The sequence below is a fragment of the Ruegeria sp. O11 genome, assembly GCF_056535285.1.
This window is the reverse complement of sequence record NZ_JBQERS010000002.1, coordinates 274,183-290,087: the sequence shown is the minus strand read 5'-3', so window position 1 is coordinate 290,087 and position 15,905 is coordinate 274,183. Positions and strand designations below refer to the sequence as shown.

Sequence of the window (15,905 nt, the reverse complement as noted above, 5' to 3'; positions counted from 1 at the left end):
GTGAAACTCTAACGCGAGACCTCCGGCGCAACTGTGCCGGAGAACAGATGCGGTGCGCCCGATGCGCCAGAAATGGGAGAGAGAGAGTGAACAAGATCTTTGAAGTTCCACTTTATGCTTACGAGGCCAGCCCGGACCAATCCGCGCCCGCGCCCGTGCGCCACAAGGTCATCGTTGTCGGGGCCGGTCCGGTGGGTCTGGCCGCCGCCATTGATCTGGCCCAGCAAGGCGTCGAGGTGCTGGTGCTGGACGACAATGACAAAGTCAGCTTCGGCAGCCGCGCCATTTGCTTTGCCAAACGCCCGCTGGAAATCCTCGACCGTCTGGGCTGCGGACAGCCGATGGTGGACAAGGGTGTTCTTTGGAATAAGGGCAAAGTGTTCTTCGACGAACGTCAGGTCTATGAGTTCGACCTGCAGCCCGACAGCGGCGATCAGCGCCCGGCCTTCATCAACCTGCAGCAATACTATTTCGAGCAGTTTCTGGTCGACCGCGTGCGCGAATTGCAGGCGCAGGGCGCTCCGATCGAAATCCGCGGCCGCAACAAGGTTGAAGCAGTCGGAACCCACCCTGATCACGTCAAGCTTGAGGTCGAAACGCCCGAGGGTTCGTACACCATCGAGGCGGATTGGGTGATCGCCTGCGACGGCGCGGGCTCACCTATGCGCGCCATGATGGGCAAGGATTTCGTGGGCCGCGTGTTCGAGGACAACTTCCTGATCGCCGATGTGATCATGGAGGCCGATTTCCCCTCGGAACGCTGGTTCTGGTTCGATCCGCCCTTCAACAAAGGCCAATCGGCGCTGCTGCACAAGCAACCCGATGGCGTCTGGCGCATTGATCTACAACTGGGTTGGGATATCGACAAAGAGCGCGAAAAGCGCCCGGAAAACGTAATCCCGCGCCTCAAGGCCATGCTGGGTGAGGACGTTAATTTCGAACTGGAATGGGTCAGCATCTACACCTTCCAGTGCCGCCGGATGGAGCAATTCCGCCACGGCCGAGTGATCTTTGCAGGCGACAGCGCGCATCAGGTCAGCCCGTTTGGTGCACGGGGTGCAAATTCTGGCGTTCAGGACACCGACAACCTGTGCTGGAAGCTGAAACTGGTGATTGACGGCAAAGCGCCAGAGTCGCTGCTGGACAGCTACGATCAGGAACGCATTCACGGCGCGGACGAGAATATCCTGAACTCGACCCGCTCGACCGATTTCATCACCCCGAAATCGCAGATGTCCCGCATCCTGCGCGATGCGGTATTGGACCTGAGTGAACATTATGATTTTGCCCGACCGATGGTGAATTCAGGTCGGCTCAGCGTGCCTTGCGTCTATGATGGCTCGCCACTGAATTCGGCGGACGCGTTGAACGGACCATCGCAGACGCGCCCCGGAGCGTCCTGTCCCGATGCGCCTTTGGGTGATGACTTCCTGCTGCCGAAACTGGCCGGACAGTTCACGCTGTTGACCATCGACGCCGATGCGCCGGATGAGATCGAGGTCGATGGGATCACCGTCAAACGCCTGGCACTCTCGGTCAAAGACGACCCGACCCTGACGCTGAAGCGCCGCTATCTGGGCGATGCGACCGGAGCAGTCTACCTGATCCGTCCCGATCAGCACGTGGCCGCCCGCCGCGACACTTACGAAGAAAACGCATTCCGGCACGCGGTGCGCCGCGCCACAGGCAAGGAGTAAGCGACATGGCTGATCTGATCCTCTCATCCAATCTGACCCAGGCAGACGATTTCTATGCCGATCTAGTGGCCGCCCATGAAGGGCTAGAGAAAGCCGAAAGCGATGCGTTAAACGCGCGCCTTGTGCTGGTTCTGGCAAACCACATCGGCGACAACGCGGTGCTGAAACAGGCGCTGGACGCTGCAGCCCTGAAACAGGAGTAAGCCTCATGAAAATCCATCAAATTCACCACGTCGCCTATCGCTGCAAGGATGCGAAAGAGACGGTGGAATGGTACGGCAAGATGCTGAACATGGACTTCATTCTGGCGATTGCCGAAGACCATGTGCCCTCAACCCACGAGCCCGACCCTTACATGCACCTGTTTCTGGATGCTGGAAACGGAAACGTGCTGGCGTTTTTTGAACTGCCAACCAAGCCGGAGATGGGGCGCGATCCCAACACGCCGATTTGGGTGCAGCACATCGCCTTCAAAGTGAAGGACCGCGATGAGTTGATCGCGTTCAAGGACCATCTCGAAGCCAACGGGGTCGAGGTTCTGGGTGTCACGGATCATTCGATCTTCCATTCGATCTATTTCTTCGATCCGAACGGTCACCGGGTGGAACTGGCTTGCCCCGACCCCGAGGAAGAGGCCATGCTGGCCCGGCTAGATTCGGTGAAGTGGGATATGCTCGAAGAATGGTCGCGCACCAAACGAGCCCCTCAGCATGCCGACTGGCTGCATGCCAAGGAACTAAGCAAAGGCTGACCATCATATGTCCGAAGTGGTTCTGTTTGACTACTGGCGCTCGTCCGCCAGTTACCGGGTGCGGATTGCGCTCAATTTAGCCGGGATCACCTATCGCCCGGTCATCGTTGATCTGGTGAACGGGGCGCATCGCGCCTCGGATCATTTGGAACGCAACCCGCAGGGTCTGATCCCGGTGCTGGATATCGATGGGGTTCGATTGACCCAATCGCTGGCGATCATCGATTATCTGGATGAGACCCGCGACCTGGGCCTGCTGCCAACCGATCCGGCCAAGCGAGCCGCGGCGCGGGCATTGGCGCACAGCATCGCGGTGGATATCCATCCGGTCTGCAACCTGTCGGTTGCCAAACATGCCACCGCGCTTAGCAATGGCGCTGGCGACATGCCCGGCGACTGGATGCGCCACTTCATCCGGCCGGGTCTGCTGGCGTTTGAATCGCTGCTGAGCGGCTTTGATCAATCCCCGTTCTGCACCGGAGACACCCCCGGTCTGGCCGATATCTGCCTGATTCCACAGCTTTATAATGCGCGCCGGTGGGAAGTTGATCTATCCGACATGCCACGCCTGACAGCAGTCGAGGCCGTCTGCGCCGAGCATTCCGCCTTTGCCGCGGCCCATCCCGATCTGCACACTCCGCTCTGAACCGGTGCACAGGGTCTGTTTGGCAGTGTGGGTGCACAAATCCTCGCGCCGCCCTTAGGTTTCTGTACAACGTCAGACGGAGACCCCCATGCCCGAGATCACCGGCTACCACGCCCATGTCTATTTCGACGCCAACACACAGGACACGGCACAGCAAGTGTGCGAAGAAGCCGCGCGCCTGTTTCCCGCCGTGCAGATGGGCCGCATGCATGCGCGCAACGTTGGCCCTCATCCGCGTTGGAGTTGCCAGCTGGGCTTTCCCGCCGAAGCCTTTGATCAGGTCTTTCCCTGGCTGATCCTGAACCGGAAAGGGCTGACCATCTTTACCCATCCAGAAACCGGCGATCACTTGGCCGATCACCGGGATCGCGCCATTTGGATGGGCGAGATGCTGGATCTTGATCTGTCGATCTTCGATTAACCCAGCTCCCGCGCCCGGTCGCGCAAGATGAACTTCTGAATTTTCCCCGTCGACGTTTTCGGCAACGCCCCGAAAACAACCGTCTTGGGCGCTTTGAAGTGGGCCATATGCTCCCGGCAGAAAGTGATGATATCCGCCTCATTCGCCTCTGCCTGCGGTTTCAATTCAACAAATGCGCACGGCGTTTCACCCCATTTCTCATCCGGGCGGGCCACCACCGCTGCCTCCATCACGGCCGGGTGTTTATAAAGCGTGTCTTCGACCTCAACGGATGAGATATTCTCGCCGCCCGAGATGATGATATCCTTGGACCGATCCTTCAGCGCGATGTAGCCATCCGGGTGCATCACGCCCAGATCGCCTGAAGCAAACCAACCGCCTTTGAAGGCCTTGTCCGTCGCCTCGGCGTTCTTGAGATATCCCTTCATGACGATATTGCCCTGCATGAATATCTCGCCCATGGTTTCGCCATCCGAAGGCACGGGCTCCATCGTCTCGGGGTCAGCCACCATCAGGCCGGACAGGGCGACATATTTCACCCCCTGACGCACCTTCAGTGCAGCGCGGTCTTCCGCGCCTTTCTCGTTCCATTCGTCCTTCCACGCACAGACAACGGACGGCCCGTAGGTCTCGGTCAGACCATAGACATGGGTAACCTCGACCCCCATCCCTTCCATCGCTTCGATCACCTTGGCGGGCGGCGGAGCACCAGCGGTCATCGCCCTGATCTGCTGCGTGAAATCCTTGAGGTGATCCGGCGCATTGGCCAGCATATTCAGCACAATCGGCGCACCGCAGAAATGGGTTACGCCCTCTTCCCGGAACGCACGATAGATGGGCTCGTCGCGTACGGCGCGCAGGCAAACGGACGTGCCTGCATTGGCCGCCATCGTCCAGGGAAAGCACCAGCCGTTGCAGTGGAACATCGGCAGCGTCCACAGATAGACCGAATGCTGCGGCATGCCCCATGTCAGGATGTTCGACGTCGCATTCAGCGCCGCGCCGCGGTGGTGATAGACCACGCCTTTGGGGTTTCCGGTGGTGCCGGACGTATAGTTCAGCGTGATCGCGTCCCATTCATCTGCGGGCAAAGACCAATCGAACTCCGGATCGCCCTCGGCCAGCAGCCCCTCATAGGTCAAATCACCCAATCGTTCGCCACCGTCAAAGCTGGCATCTTCGATATCGATCACCAGAATGTCATGATCCACCTGCGTCAGCGCCTTTTTCACGACGCCCGAGAATTCGGGATCAACCAGCAGCACCTTGGTTTCGGCATGGTTCAGAATAAAGGTGATGATCGGCGCATCCAGCCGAGTGTTGATCGCATTCAGCACTGCGCCCGCCATGGGCACGCCAAAATGTGCCTCGTAAAGCTCGGGGATATTGGCCGCGATGATCGAAACAGTGTCGCCCACGCCCACGCCACGCGCAGTCAGCGCGCTGGCCAGTCGTCGGCTGTGCTCATAGGTATCAGCCCAGCTATACCGGCGCTCACCATACACCACGGATGGGTAATCCGGATACACTGCCGCCGTCCGCTCAAGATAGCTGAGCGGAGACAGAGGTGTGAAATTCGCAGGGGTTTTTTCCAGATGTTGCTGGTAGATTGGTGTGGCTGTCATCCGGCGATCCTCCCAAACTCGACAGATTGGCGTATTGAGCACAAAGTTTACGTCATAACAAACCCGTATTAATACGCGTTTCTGGTACACTGGAGATATCCTATGGGCTAATCTGGCCCTACTTCACGCGCACCATTCGCGTTGATCTGCAGTATCACGTCACTTTGCGCCCACAGGGATGCTCTGATTCCCGTGCGCCCTATTTTGAAAGGACATGTCATGGACGGCACGTTCAACGAAAACGATCTTTCCCGCGTTGTCGAAGCTGACCGCGCCCACATCTGGCATCACCTGATCCAGCATAAGCCTTTTGAGACCAATGACCCCCGTATCATTGTCGAAGGCAAGGGGATGCGCGTTTGGGACCAGAAGGGCAAGGAGCATCTGGATGCTGTCTCTGGCGGGGTCTGGACTGTCAACGTTGGCTATGGCCGCGAATCCATCTGTAAGGCGGTTTATGACCAGCTGATGAAGCTGTGCTATTTCGCCAATACCGCAGGCTCGATCCCCGGTTCGAATTTCGCGGAAATGCTGATCGACAAGATGCCGGGCATGAGCCGCGTGTACTACACCAACTCGGGCTCCGAGGCGAACGAGAAGGCGTTCAAGATGATCCGCCAGATCGCGCACAAGAAGTACGGCGGCAAGAAGACCAAAATCCTGTATCGAGACCGCGACTACCACGGCTCGACCCTGGCGACGATGTCAGCAGGCGGTCAGGACGAGCGCACCGCGCAATACGGCCCCTTTGCACCCGATTTTGTGCGCGTTCCGCATTGCATGGAATACCGCAAGCACGAGCTGGACGGCGCACCGGAAGAGAACTTTGGTGAATGGGCTGCCAACCAGATCGAAGAGGTCATCCTGCGCGAAGGCCCCGACACCGTTGGCGCCCTGTGCCTTGAGCCGGTGACCGCAGGCGGTGGCGTCATCGAAGCGCCCGAAGGCTATTGGCCCCGCGTGCAGGAAATCTGCAAGAAATACGACGTGCTGCTGCACATTGACGAGGTTGTCTGCGGCGTTGGCCGGACCGGCACTTGGTTCGGGTACCAGCAATACGGCATCAAACCTGACTTCGTGACCATGGCCAAGGGCGTTGCCTCGGGTTATGCCGCGATTGCCTGCATGGTAACCACCGAGGAAGTCTTTGACATGTTCAAGGACGACGCGTCAGACCCGATGAGCTATTTCCGCGATATCTCGACCTTTGGCGGATGCACCGCGGGTCCGGCTGCGGCGGTTGAGAACATGCGCATCATTCAGGACGAAAACCTGCTGCAGAACTGCATCGACATGGGCGACCGCATGATGGGCAACCTGCAGGCACTGATGGAAAAGCACAAGGTTATCGGCGACGTGCGTGGCAAAGGCCTGTTCCTGGGTGCCGAACTGGTCGCGGATCGCGGTTCCAAAGAGCCGGTGGACGAAAAGCAGGCACAGGCCGTCGTGGCTGACTGTATGGCGCAGGGTGTTATCATCGGTGTTACCAACCGTTCGATCCCCAGCCGCAACAACACGCTGTGCTTCTCGCCAGCGCTGATCGCAACAGCGGACGATATCGACCAGATCACAGACGCCGTAGACGGCGCGTTGGGGCGTGTCTTCGGCTGATCCTACAATACAGGCTACCCACTAGAGCACCGAAACCCGCCAAACTTTGGCGGGTTTCTTTTTCGGACATCTCCGTGGGTGAAGGCCGCTTGGGTCGGTGTAGAGCATCGACACAATTCTCGATTTAGCCAATACGTTTTCCGGTAGTATTGATTGAGCGCTTCAAGCCCAACTGAAACTGTCGTCAGACCAACCCGCCTGATTGCCCGCTATCCGGACAAGGTGTGCTTTCAATGCGATTGCGCGAAAGGTTGTTTCTTGAGACTTTACAAACCGGCTGTTCCATCCTATCGCAAACCTACGCAGGGGAGTCCCGCCCAAGGGACTGAGAGGCTGATTGGGTGAGAACCCGGTGATGCGACCCTTTGAACCTGACCCAGTTGACACTGGCGTAGGAAGCTAAGGTCGCACAGCCCATTCTGGCTTGCGCAACCGGAACACAAGGCACGTTTTGCCTTTGCCTCCTCCCAAACTCTTCTGGTGTCTTTTTGAGACCTGAGCTTGAGGAGCGCCAAAGTGAACGTACCAAACCCAAAAATTACCACCGATGAAATGCCCGCATCGCGCAAAATCTACGTCGCTGGCGAGTTGCATTCCGACATCCGCGTACCGATGCGCGAAATTTCGACTCATCCGACAGCCGGTGAAGCTCCGCTGCCTGTCTATGACAGTTCAGGCCCTTACAGCGATCCGAGAGTGCTGACGGACATTAGGCAGGGTCTAGCACCAGTGCGCGCCGAATGGATCAAGGCGCGCGGTGATGTCGAAAAATATGAAGGGCGCGAGATCACTGATGCCGATAACGGCTTTGTTCACAAGGACAAGCTGACACCTGAATTTCCAGTCAAGACACGACCGCTGCGTGGTAAGGATGGGTTGGCTCCGACTCAATTGGCCTATGCACGGGCCGGGATCGTCACCCCAGAAATGGAGTTTGCGGCGATTCGCGAAAACCAGCTGCGCGAAACGTCTCCTTGCCATCGGGACGGGAACGATTTTGGGGCCAATATCCCCGACTATGTGACGCCTGAATTTGTCCGCTCTGAAATTGCCGCAGGGCGTGCGATCATCCCGGCCAATATCAACCACCCAGAAACCGAACCGATGATCATCGGTCGAAACTTTCTGGTAAAGGTGAATGCCAATATGGGAACGTCCGCCGTGACCTCCAGCATGGAGGAAGAGGTCGACAAGATGGTCTGGGCCATCCGCTGGGGTGCCGATACGGTTATGGATCTCTCAACCGGGCGCAACATCCATAACACCCGCGAATGGATCATTCGCAATTCCCCAGTGCCGATCGGGACTGTCCCGATGTATCAGGCGCTGGAAAAGGTGAACGGTATTGCCGAGGATCTGACCTGGGAAGTCTTTCGCGATACTCTGATCGAGCAGGCCGAACAGGGCGTGGACTATTTCACCATCCACGCGGGTGTACGCCTGCATATGGTCCCCATGACGGTCAACCGTGTGACTGGCATTGTCTCGCGCGGCGGCTCGATCATGGCCAAGTGGTGCCTGCATCACCACAAGGAGTCGTTTCTTTATGAACACTTCGAAGAGATTTGCGACATCTGCCGTCAGTATGATGTTGCCTTCAGCTTGGGTGACGGGTTGCGCCCTGGCTCGATCGCCGACGCCAATGATGAGGCGCAATTTGCTGAGCTAGAGACCTTGGGTGAGCTGACGAAAATCGCCTGGGCCAAAGACTGCCAGGTGATGATCGAAGGGCCGGGCCATGTGGCCATGCACAAGATCAAGGAGAACATGGATAAGCAGTTGGAATGCTGCCACGAAGCGCCTTTCTATACGCTTGGGCCGCTTACCACCGATATCGCGCCGGGTTATGATCACATCACGAGCGGTATTGGCGCTGCGATGATCGGTTGGTTCGGTTGCGCCATGCTATGCTACGTCACGCCCAAAGAGCATCTGGGCCTACCAGACCGCGATGACGTCAAAACTGGAGTGATCACATACAAAATCGCCGCGCATGCTGCCGATCTGGCCAAAGGGCTGCCTGGCGCACAGCGACGCGATGATGCGCTAAGCCGGGCGCGGTTCGAATTCCGCTGGGAGGACCAGTTCAACCTGTCGCTTGATCCTGACACTGCACGCGATTTTCATGACCAGACCTTGCCCAAACAGGCCCACAAAGTAGCGCATTTCTGCTCCATGTGCGGGCCTAAGTTCTGCTCGATGCGGATTTCCCATGACATCCGTGCCGAAGCGCAAAGAGAGGGGATGGTGGCCATGGCTGCAAAATACCGCGAGGGGGGCGATCTTTATATGCCCGTCGAGGAACCGAGCGAATGATTACCATCGCGGGGGCCGGTCTCGCCGGCCTCACCTCAGCCTTGGAGCTTGCGCGGGCGGGGGTCCGGGTACGCGTGTACGAAGCCGGTACCGAGATCGGAGATGGGAGCGTTTCTCGGTTCGCCGGTGGCATGTTGGCTCCGTGGTGCGAACGTGAAAATGCCGAGGAAGAAGTAATCACTCTTGGTGCGGGGGCGGCTGATTGGTGGGCGGACATCACAGCCGTCACCCGTCTTGGTACGTTGGTGGTCGCCCCGGCCCGCGACGGGGCAGAGTTGACGCGCTTTGCCCGGCGCACCTTCGGGTATCGTGAGATGGACGTCGCTGACATCAGCGCCTTGGAACCGTCTTTAGCAGGCCGGTTTTCGCGCGGGTTGTTTTATGAATTCGAGGCCCACCTCGATCCGCAACGCGCCCTGCGGGATCTGGCCAAGGCAGCGCAGGCTCTGGGTGTTGAGATCCTCCTTGGAACCAAAGCACCGGGGCATGTCGATCTGGATTGCACAGGTATTCAAGCCGCTCTGTCCGATCTGCGCCCTGTGCGCGGTGAAATGGCGATACTGCATTGCCCGGAGGTCACGATCAGCCGAACCATCCGCCTATTGCATCCGCGCATTCCGCTCTACCTCGTCCCGCGTAGAGACAACCACTATATGATCGGCGGCACAATGATCGAAAGCTCGTCCGAGCGTCCGGTAACCCTGCGTTCGCTTTCCGAACTATTTGCTGCGGCATTTGCCATCCACCCTGGTTTCGCCGAAGCCAGCGTCATAGAGACCGGTAGCGGGTTACGCCCGACCTTTCCCGACAACCTTCCTCGCCTTGTTCAGTGTGGCGACACTCTGCATCTGAACGGTCTTTATCGTCACGGCTTCCTTCTGGCCCCGGCAATGGCGGCCAGGGTGGTCCAACATCTCATTCCGGAGACGACACATGCACATCACAGTGAATGCCAAAGCGCATGAAGTATCGGCCGAAACGCTGGACGCGGCGCTTGTCGAGCTTGGCTTTATCAGTCCCGCCATTGCAACGGCGCTAAATGGCCAGTTTGTACCGGCGTCTGCGCGTAGCGTAACCGTGTTGAACATAGGCGACCGGCTGGAAGTTTTGGCCCCGATGCAAGGGGGCTGACATGAAAATCTACGATGTCGATATTTCGGTGCCTATGTTTCTAGGCACTGCGCAATACCCATCTCCCGCAATTCTGCACCAAGCGATCCGCGCCAGTGGTTGCGAGGTGGTCACTGTCAGCCTGCGTCGCGAAACAGCGGATGGGACAGGTGCAGGGTTCTGGGACATGCTACGCGCAACGGGTGCCCACATCCTGCCCAACACTGCCGGGTGCCATTCGGTGCAAGAGGCCGTGACAACCGCACAAATGGCTCGTGAACTTTTTGCAACCGATTGGATCAAGCTGGAGGTGATTGGCCACGCGGATAATCTTCAGCCGGATGTCTTCGCCTTGGTCGAAGCCGCACGTATTCTGACGACCGATGGTTTCAAAGTTTTCCCATACATGACGGATGACCTGATTGTGGGTGAGAAGCTGCTGGAAGCGGGATGCGAAGTCCTAATGCCTTGGGGAGCGCCCATCGGTTCAGGCCAAGGGTTGCGCACGCCTGATGCTTTGCGGACGATGCGTGCGCATTTTCCGGATGTTCCTCTGATCGTCGATGCCGGAATCGGACGGCCCTCTGATGCGGTACAGGCCATGGAATTGGGTATGGATGCGATCCTGCTCAATACCGCGGTGGCCAAGGCGGGCGATCCCGTCGGCATGGCACGAGCCATGGCCCTGGCGGTCGAGGCCGGGCGTGCGGGTTTTATCTCTGATCCAATTGATCGGAGAGATGTGGCCGTGCCTTCCACTCCCGTACTCGGCCTCGCGGAGTTGATGTGATGGAACGGTTCTATCTGATCACCGGCCATGTGGGGCGGTTGGAACTGTTGGTGCCTCAGGGCGTGAAGCTTGTGCAATTGCGCATCAAGGATATGCCAGAGCCCGAAGTTCGTTGTCAGATCGCCCGAGCCCGCGACATCTGTGCCGTCCATCAAGCCCAACTTGTGGTGAATGACTACTGGCAGGTGGCCTTGGATCTCAATTGTAACTTTGTCCACCTAGGGCAGGAGGATATGGACACTGCCGATTTTGCAGCCCTTCGTCGTGCGGGCGTGCGTATTGGACTCTCCACTCATGACGAAGCCGAACTTGACCGTGCCTTATCCTCCGATCCAGCGTATGTGGCGCTTGGCCCGGTCTATTCGACACTACTGAAAAAAATGAAATGGAAGCCGCAGGGATTGGACCGTGTGACCCGATGGAAAACAAGGGCCGGAACCGTCCCGTTAGTCGCAATTGGCGGGTTGACCCCAGAGCGTGCGCCCGGTGTTTTTGCCGCCGGTGCGGATAGTGCCGCGGTGGTGACAGACATTCAACAGGCCGCCGACCCCGAAGCCCGCACGCGCGAATGGTTGCGGGTGTGCAGCACATGAGCAGGTATGCCCGCCAGATGCAGTTGCCCGAAATCGGCGAGGCCGGTCAGTCCAGATTGGGCAAAGCCCATGTCGCGGTCGTCGGGGCTGGCGGGTTAGGCTGCCCTGTCCTGCAATACTTAGTCGGTGCAGGAATTGAGAAGATTTCGATACTTGACCCGGATGAGGTCGAGGAAAGCAACCTGCACCGCCAACCTCTTTATGGCATGCCGGATATCGGCAAGCCTAAAGCACTTGCCGCACGCGATGCTCTGCGCGCGCTCAATCCACAGGTGGAAGTTTCAGCAAATGTAGAGTCGATCGGCCCAACTAGAGCACCAGAGATCGCAGCCAAGGCGGATCTCGTGATCGACGCGGCGGACAGTTTCGCGGCCTCATATATCTTGTCAGATGCCTGTCTGGCTGAAGATACGCCGCTCGTCTCAGCAAGCGTTCTGGGGCAAACCGGATATGTCGGCGGGTTTTGCGGGGGCGCACCGTCTCTACGTGCCGTGTTCCCTGAATTGCCCGCAACCGGAGCGACCTGCGCAACTGCAGGTGTGCTGGGGCCCGTGGTAGGCGTCATCGGCGCATTGCAGGCACAGATCGCGATCAAAGTCCTTTTGGGTGCACAGCCAGCATTAGGGCAGATGATAACAGCAGATCTTTCTGGAATGCATTTTGGTGGGTTCAGCTTTCTGGGTAACCCAGAACCTGAAACTGCAATCCCTTTCATCGCAGAACCGATGTTGCAATGTTCTGACCTGATCATTGAACTGAGGAGCCATCACGAAGCACCTAAGAAAATCCGCCCAGAAGCTGAGCGCATTTCCGAAGCCGAGTTGCGCAATCAGTTTCCGTTTTCAAGGCAAAGGGTAGTCTTGTGCTGCCAAAGCGGATTGCGAGCTTGGCGGGCGGCAAAAGGCTTGCAGGCGCAGGGTGAAACCAACCTCGCTTTGTTGGCTGCGAGGGCCAGCAAATGAAGCCGATCATGATAATCGGCGGAACCGACAGTAGCGGGGGCGCAGGCCTGATCCGAGATGCCTGGGTGGCCCAAAAACTTGGATGTCAGGTCCTTCCCATTGTCACGGCGGTGACCGCTCAATCAGATGATATGGTGTTCAATACCCAGCTCATATCGACGGAAATGATCGCCAGCCAGATCAAAGCCGCATTGGCCACAACCGCTCCTGCTGCCATCAAGATCGGCATGCTTGGCAATGAAGAAATTGCTGATGCGGTTGGCAACGCCATCCAAAGGCAATCGTGCCCCATAGTCCTGGACCCGGTGCTAAAATCCAGCTCGGGGCGTCAGCTCATGTTGGGTCAGTTTCCCAGAACGTTGCTGTCGCAGGCCCAGCTTGTCACCCCGAACCTACTCGAAGCGGCAGCGCTCTCAGGATATCCCGTGGCGGAGACCGACGACCAGATCGCGGCGCAGGCAGATTGGTTTTTGTCCCAAGGAGCGCAGGCCGTGTTGATCAAGGGAGGCCATGCATCGGGTGAAACCTCCGACGATCATCTGTACACACTTACAGAGCAGAATATACTGACGGCACCGAGGCTAGAAGTAGCAACGATGCGCGGCACAGGCTGCGCAATGGCCACGGCGATCGCCTGCGGCCTGATCCAGTGGAACGATCTTATTTTAGCATGCAAGAGGGCAAAATCTTTCGTCCATAACTACCTCCGCGAGGCAATCAACATCTGATATCGTCGATACCAGTTTTGCCAAAACTGACATTCGGCCTCGACACTGCACCAGTCACTTTGGAGCTCATTCCCAAATTTTGTTGCTGCTGTGTAGGCGGGCTTTCGATCATCTGAAATAAGATAGAAATCGAATCCAGTCGAAGCCCAATAGCTACGCATCTGCTGGACAGGCCCGACCGGCAGAACTACCGTAGCGGCAAAATGATCCAACAGGAGGATTCACTCGGATGTCCAAGACACTCACGATCGCGGCAAGTACGGTTCTGTTTCTCTCGACGGCAGCATATGCGCAGGACCAATGCGCCGCTGGCAAGACACTGACAGACGGCAAATTCACCATCGCAACAGGCAACCCTGCCTATTACCCTTGGGTACTTGATGACGCGCCCGAAAGTGGCGAGGGGTTCGAGGCAGCCGTTGCTTATGCCGTGGCTGAAGAAATGGGGTTCGCAGCTGATGATGTCGTTTGGGTCCGCTCGTCCTTCGACGAGGCGATCCAGCCTGGCGCCAAGGAATTCGACGTCAACATGCAGCAATATTCGATCACGCCCGAACGGGATCAGGTGGTTGATTTCTCTGCCCCTTACTACACCGCCCCGATGGCGGTTCTAGTCAGCCCCAATTCAACCGAAACTGCCCCAACGCTCGAAGCGTTGAAAGGTCTGCAATGGGGGGCTGTTGGGTCCACCACGGCGGTTCCGAAACTGGCCAGCATCATCCAGCCCGACAGCGATCCGCTGCTGTATGGCGACAATGCGGATGTGAACGCCGCGATGACGGCCAACCAGATCGATGCGGCGCTGTTCGATCTGCCCACCGCCCTGTTCCTCAGCGCGGTGATGATCGAAGGCTCGAAAGTCATCGGTCAGTTCCCGGCGGATGAAAATGACAATCCCGATCATTTCGGCATGCTGATGGAAGAAGGCAACCCGCTAAAAGCCTGCGTGGACGAGGCGCTGGCAGCACTCGCAGCAAACGGCAAATTGGCCGAGATCGAAGCCGTATGGCTGCAGGACACCACCGGTGTCCCTCTGATCAAGTAACATGGCAGATCACAAGGCGGCGGGGATGACCCGCCGCGAACGGTACGAGGCGCACCAACGGCGCAGGTCGTTGGTGATCGCCACGATAAGTACGGTCACAGTTGTGGCCGCGATTTACTTTCTGGTGCCGTTGGCGCCGGGCTGGTCGAAGGTTCAGCAGAGCTTTTTCAACGGCGAGACATTGGTCAAAACCTTCCCGAAACTGCTTGAGGCGTTTCGGATCAACGTGATGATCTTTTTGTGGTCCGCACCGGCCATCGCGGTGCTTGGGCTGCTGATCGCATTGGCGCGGGATGCCAAATCCCCCGCCCTGTTTCCTCTGCGCATCTTTGGCGCGGCGTTCACCGACATTTTCCGCGGCGTGCCAGTGATCCTGACGGTCTATCTGATCGGCTTCGGTATTCCGGGGCTAGGCCTGCCGCGTCCATGGAATTCGCCTTACATCTGGGGCTCGCTGGCGCTGATCCTTACCTATTCGGCCTATGTGGCCGAAATCTTCCGTTCCGGCATCGACAGCGTTCATCACAGCCAGCGCGCCGCAGCTTTGTCGCTGGGCCTGTCAGAGCGGCAAGTGATGCGCGACGTGGTGTTGCCGCAGGCCATCCGCAACGTGGTGCCATCACAGATGAACATGCTGATTGCTCTGCAAAAGGACGTCTCGCTGCTCAGCTTCATCGGTCCGGTCGAAATCTTCCGTCAGGCCGGGGTGTTCAAATCACTGCTGGCGAATTTCACCCCTTATGTGGGGGCCGCGATTATCTTCCTGATCGTCACCATTCCGGCCACCCGCTATGCCGATCACCTGATGGCCCGCCAAATGCGAGAGAGGCGCTGATGCCAAAACTGGAACTTCAGGGCGTGGTCAAGCGCTTTGGCGACCGTACAGTCTGTGACGGGATCAACCTGACCGTGGATGAGGGCCAGATGGTCTGCCTGATCGGCGCGTCCGGGTCGGGAAAATCCACCCTGTTGCGCTGCATCAACCTGCTGGAACCCATCGAGGACGGTGCGATCTTTCTGGATGGCGAGGATATCTCGATCCCCGGTCTGAACCCGCAATCGGTTCGCGCCCGCATCGGGATCGTTTTTCAAAGCTTCAACCTGTTTCCGCATATGACCGCGCTGGAAAATGTCATGCTCGCCCCCCGCCGGGTGCGTGGGCTGACGCGCGCCGAATTGCAGCCCGAGGTCGAGACGCTGTTCAGCCGGTTCGGGCTGGCCGACCGGATGCACAACTATCCCGACCAGCTGTCGGGCGGTCAGCAGCAGCGCGTCGCCATCGTGCGCGCCTTGGCCATGCAGCCCGAGGTCATGCTGTTTGATGAGATCACATCGGCCCTCGACCCGCAACTGGTGGGCGAGGTGCTGGATGTTCTGCTGATGCTGAAGAAACAGGGCATGACGATGGTGATGGCCACGCATGAAATGGGCTTTGCCCGCGAGGCCGCCGACAAGATCTGTTTCCTCGACAGCGGTCGGATCATTGAAGAAGGCCCGCCCGAGGCGGTGTTTGACCACCCTTCGCACCAGACCACGCAGGCCTTTCTGGCGCGGGCGCTGAAGTAAGCGCCCCGGCTCTGAAACCCTGACGATCTGGCCCTCAAGGACTC

At 58.2% G+C, this 15,905-nt stretch carries 17 protein-coding genes and 1 riboswitch; of the genes, 16 read left to right on the top strand and 1 reads right to left on the bottom strand.

What is annotated here, in order from left to right:
• Window positions 1-86 precede the first annotated feature (86 nt).
• The 5 genes from ACRZ91_RS07735 (at window position 87) to ACRZ91_RS07715 (ending at window position 3,515) form a co-directional block, all read left to right on the top strand.
• On the top strand, window positions 87-1,697 hold the full coding sequence (locus tag ACRZ91_RS07735; RefSeq protein WP_170542951.1) for an FAD-dependent oxidoreductase: 1,611 nt from the start codon (window positions 87-89) through the stop codon (window positions 1,695-1,697).
• 5 nt (window positions 1,698-1,702) lie between these two features.
• Window positions 1,703-1,900 (top strand): DUF2783 domain-containing protein, encoded by a 198-nt coding sequence (locus tag ACRZ91_RS07730; RefSeq protein ID WP_319546425.1) that lies wholly within the window; start codon window positions 1,703-1,705, stop codon window positions 1,898-1,900.
• 5 nt (window positions 1,901-1,905) lie between these two features.
• Window positions 1,906-2,448 (top strand): VOC family protein, encoded by a 543-nt coding sequence (locus ACRZ91_RS07725; RefSeq protein ID WP_480903939.1) that lies wholly within the window; start codon window positions 1,906-1,908, stop codon window positions 2,446-2,448.
• A gap of 7 nt (window positions 2,449-2,455) precedes the next feature.
• Window positions 2,456-3,094, top strand: coding sequence for a maleylacetoacetate isomerase (maiA, locus tag ACRZ91_RS07720; protein WP_480903936.1), 639 nt, complete (start codon window positions 2,456-2,458; stop codon window positions 3,092-3,094).
• Between the two features lie 88 nt (window positions 3,095-3,182).
• Window positions 3,183-3,515, top strand: coding sequence for a DOPA 4,5-dioxygenase family protein (locus tag ACRZ91_RS07715; protein ID WP_480903933.1), 333 nt, complete (start codon window positions 3,183-3,185; stop codon window positions 3,513-3,515).
• Here ACRZ91_RS07715 and ACRZ91_RS07710 read toward each other — a convergent pair.
• On the bottom strand, window positions 3,512-5,140 hold the full coding sequence (locus tag ACRZ91_RS07710) for an acyl-CoA synthetase (RefSeq protein ID WP_480903931.1): 1,629 nt from the start codon (window positions 5,138-5,140) through the stop codon (window positions 3,512-3,514). The genes ACRZ91_RS07715 and ACRZ91_RS07710 overlap by 4 nt on opposite strands.
• A 219-nt stretch (window positions 5,141-5,359) precedes the next feature.
• Between ACRZ91_RS07710 and ACRZ91_RS07705 the strand changes: the two genes are divergently transcribed.
• From ACRZ91_RS07705 to ACRZ91_RS07655, 11 genes are all read left to right on the top strand, one after another.
• A complete protein-coding gene (locus ACRZ91_RS07705) occupies window positions 5,360-6,751 on the top strand; it encodes an aminotransferase family protein (protein WP_480903928.1) in 1,392 nt (463 codons plus the stop codon).
• Window positions 6,752-7,045: 294 nt separating this feature from the next.
• Window positions 7,046-7,166: riboswitch (TPP riboswitch) on the top strand.
• Between the two features lie 101 nt (window positions 7,167-7,267).
• Window positions 7,268-9,067 carry a phosphomethylpyrimidine synthase ThiC gene (gene thiC / locus ACRZ91_RS07700; RefSeq protein WP_480903925.1) on the top strand — a complete coding sequence of 600 codons (1,800 nt, stop codon included), beginning with the start codon at window positions 7,268-7,270 and terminating at the stop codon, window positions 9,065-9,067.
• Complete coding sequence (locus tag ACRZ91_RS07695) at window positions 9,064-10,032, top strand: FAD-dependent oxidoreductase (RefSeq protein WP_480903922.1); 969 nt, start codon at window positions 9,064-9,066, stop codon at window positions 10,030-10,032. The genes thiC and ACRZ91_RS07695 overlap by 4 nt, the downstream gene beginning before the upstream one ends.
• Entirely contained in the window at window positions 10,001-10,198 is a 198-nt protein-coding gene (gene thiS, locus ACRZ91_RS07690; protein ID WP_010437546.1) for a sulfur carrier protein ThiS, read from the top strand. The genes ACRZ91_RS07695 and thiS overlap by 32 nt, the downstream gene beginning before the upstream one ends.
• Window position 10,199: 1 nt before the next feature.
• Complete coding sequence (locus tag ACRZ91_RS07685; RefSeq protein WP_480903918.1) at window positions 10,200-10,967, top strand: thiazole synthase; 768 nt, start codon at window positions 10,200-10,202, stop codon at window positions 10,965-10,967.
• Window positions 10,967-11,560, top strand: coding sequence for a thiamine phosphate synthase (locus ACRZ91_RS07680; RefSeq protein WP_480903915.1), 594 nt, complete (start codon window positions 10,967-10,969; stop codon window positions 11,558-11,560). Before ACRZ91_RS07685 ends, ACRZ91_RS07680 begins: the two co-directional genes overlap by 1 nt.
• The gene (locus ACRZ91_RS07675) at window positions 11,557-12,522 is read left to right on the top strand and encodes a ThiF family adenylyltransferase (RefSeq protein WP_480903912.1); all 966 of its coding nucleotides are present in this window, start codon (window positions 11,557-11,559) and stop codon (window positions 12,520-12,522) included. Before ACRZ91_RS07680 ends, ACRZ91_RS07675 begins: the two co-directional genes overlap by 4 nt.
• A complete protein-coding gene (gene thiD / locus ACRZ91_RS07670; protein ID WP_480903909.1) occupies window positions 12,519-13,250 on the top strand; it encodes a bifunctional hydroxymethylpyrimidine kinase/phosphomethylpyrimidine kinase in 732 nt (243 codons plus the stop codon). Before ACRZ91_RS07675 ends, thiD begins: the two co-directional genes overlap by 4 nt.
• 229 nt (window positions 13,251-13,479) lie before the next feature.
• On the top strand, window positions 13,480-14,295 hold the full coding sequence (locus ACRZ91_RS07665) for an ABC transporter substrate-binding protein (RefSeq protein WP_170771154.1): 816 nt from the start codon (window positions 13,480-13,482) through the stop codon (window positions 14,293-14,295).
• Window position 14,296: 1 nt separating this feature from the next.
• Complete coding sequence (locus ACRZ91_RS07660) at window positions 14,297-15,130, top strand: amino acid ABC transporter permease (RefSeq protein WP_010437538.1); 834 nt, start codon at window positions 14,297-14,299, stop codon at window positions 15,128-15,130.
• A complete protein-coding gene (locus ACRZ91_RS07655) occupies window positions 15,130-15,861 on the top strand; it encodes an amino acid ABC transporter ATP-binding protein (protein WP_170542924.1) in 732 nt (243 codons plus the stop codon). Before ACRZ91_RS07660 ends, ACRZ91_RS07655 begins: the two co-directional genes overlap by 1 nt.
• The last annotated feature ends 44 nt before the right edge of the window (window positions 15,862-15,905 follow it).